The sequence below is a fragment of the Mucilaginibacter sp. genome (genome assembly GCF_036383575.1).
Lineage (GTDB): Bacteria > Bacteroidota > Bacteroidia > Sphingobacteriales > Sphingobacteriaceae > Mucilaginibacter.
The window spans coordinates 1-2,354 of record NZ_DASVOB010000560.1; the positions used below are offsets into that span (position 1 = coordinate 1).

General features: G+C 41.2%; 2 protein-coding genes. Both read right to left on the reverse strand.

The genetic code is table 11. The annotated features are described in order from the left end of the window. Positions 1 to 697: PAS domain S-box protein (locus VF500_RS20015; RefSeq protein WP_330861376.1), on the reverse strand; the 697-nt coding region annotated here is incomplete at its 3' end. 215 nt (positions 698 to 912) lie between these two features. Further along, positions 913 to 2,354, reverse strand: a 1,442-nt coding sequence (locus VF500_RS20020) for an ATP-binding protein (protein ID WP_330861377.1), incomplete at its 5' end; no start/stop codon positions are given.

The following is a 2,354-nucleotide window of genomic DNA, read 5'->3' on the forward strand; positions in this document are numbered from 1 at the left end:
TGGTTCCATGCCGGTCCTTTACCGGTGAAACAGTAAGGGATATATCAATGGCGCTTCCATTTTTGTGCAGCCTAACGGTTTGGAAATGATCAACTTTGTTACCGTTCCTGATGTTTTCAATGATAACATCTTCTTCAGACAGCCTGTCGCGAGGAATAAGAATAGATATATGTTTACCGATAGTCTCTCTTTCCTGGTAACCAAAAATCTTTTCGGCACCACCGTTCCAGGTAGTGATGATCCCGTTAAGGGTTTTGCTAATAATGGCATCATCAGAATTTTCAACAATTGCAGCCAGCATGCCCCGTTTCTCTTCTGTCTCTCGTTCGTGGGTCACATCACGCATAATGTGAGATGCTCCAATTACCTCCCCCTGTTCATCCCTTATTGGCGAAATAGTAAGTGATACCGGAAAATCAATCTGTAGCTTACTGCTGCGGACAGTATATAAGTGATTTATTCTTTCACCTGACCATACACGTTCAAGAATAGCCAATTGCTCCTGACGGACGCTTTCAGGGATCAGGGTAAGGATGTTCTGCCCTAACAACACCGGGGCCGGGCAGCCAAACATCTTTTCAGCAGCCGGATTGCAGTTTAAAATAATATAGTCAAGATCATGGCTCAATACCGCATCTTCCATTCCTTCAAAAATGGCGGTTAAGGTGAAGAGGTCAGGTAATAAGTTATTTTTCATGAAAAGCTACCTTCTTTTTTGCCCTGTCAGTGAATATCCGGTCTTATTAAATGTGTGGTTTATACATCTTATTCAATCATTGAAAACTCGACAGGCCGTTTCGATGCAGGAGTACCAGGGATTGGCAAAAAAAGTTTTAAGCACCGTGCATGCTATGTTACTTTGTTATACAATAGCTAACGTTTATTCCTTTATTAATTATCAGAAAATAAAACCTATGAATGCTGTTGCTTGCGTTTGTATTCACTTGGCGTGCAGCCATATTTTGCTTTAAAAACCGTGGAGAAATAGTTTGGTGTAGAGAAACCCACCATATAGGTTATTTCGGATATCGGATACCCTTCATTCATTAACAAATATTTCGCTTTTTTTAGCCGGCGGTTTAATATGTAATCGGAGATGCTGCAGCCAAGCAATGCTTTAACCTTTCGGTAAAGCTGGATCCTTGAAACACCTATCAGTTTACAGATCTCATCAACGCTAAAGTTCTCATTCGCTAAATTCTGTTCTACAATACCCGCAAAATCATTCAGGAATTTTTTGTCGAGGGCTTTTGAGACAGGCACAGTTGATTTACTTACATCACTGGTAAAATGTTCTTTAAGTGTTGCCCGGCTTTTGATCAAATTCTTCACGGTAGCGAGTAAATAATCAAAGTTAAACGGCTTAACAATGTAGGCATCGGCCATGCAGGTAATCCCATCTATCTGTTGTTCAACACTGCCTTGTGCCGTTAAAAGAATTACAGGAATGTGCGAAGTACGGACATCAGTTTTCAGTTTTACTGTTAAAGTTTTGCCAGACATCCCCGGTAATACCACATCAGATATGATCAGGTCCGGCACCCGCTCAAAGGTTTCGTTTAATCCGCTTATGCCATTATCCGCCGTAAATATCTCATAAGTTGCGCCCAGTTTTTCGCTCAGGTAACTCAACAGATCTTTATTGTCTTCAATGATCAGGATTGACTGCTCCCTGGGAGCACCGAATATTTGTCCTTCATCGGCCACTGCAACAGGTGCAGCCAGGTCTGTAACATAAATTTTTGCCCGCTCTTCAATATCCGTTTGTATTGTACCCACATGCTCCTGCACAGCCTCGCCAAAATGATTATTACCTAATAACAAGCTAATGGTAAAAGTAGTGCCCTGCCACTTTTTACTTACTACTTCGATACGGCCATGATGCAGGGACACAATTTCTTTTGACAAGGCAAGCCCTAATCCAGATCCTCCGGAAGTACTGTTTTCGGCCTGGTAAAACTGCTCAAATACATGGGCCGTTTCCTGTGGTTCCATGCCAATCCCGTTATCCTGTATGGCAATATCAACAGAGTTATTATCTTTTATTTTGAAACTTACCTGGATGCGGCCATTGTCGCTGGTAAATTTCAGGGCATTAGCTATGATATTAAAAAACACCTTATCTAACAGGTTAACATCATACCAAACAATTATCTGTTGCTCATCGCTTACCAGGCTCAGGCTGATATTACGCTTCTGGGCATTTTCCTGAAAGCTGGTGATGATTTCCCTTGCAAATTCAACAATATTATTGGGTGATACATTGATCTGTTGTTTATCATATTCTATTTTACGGTACTCGATTAATTGGTTAACCAGGCGCAGCAAACGGTATACATTTTTATGGATCAGTT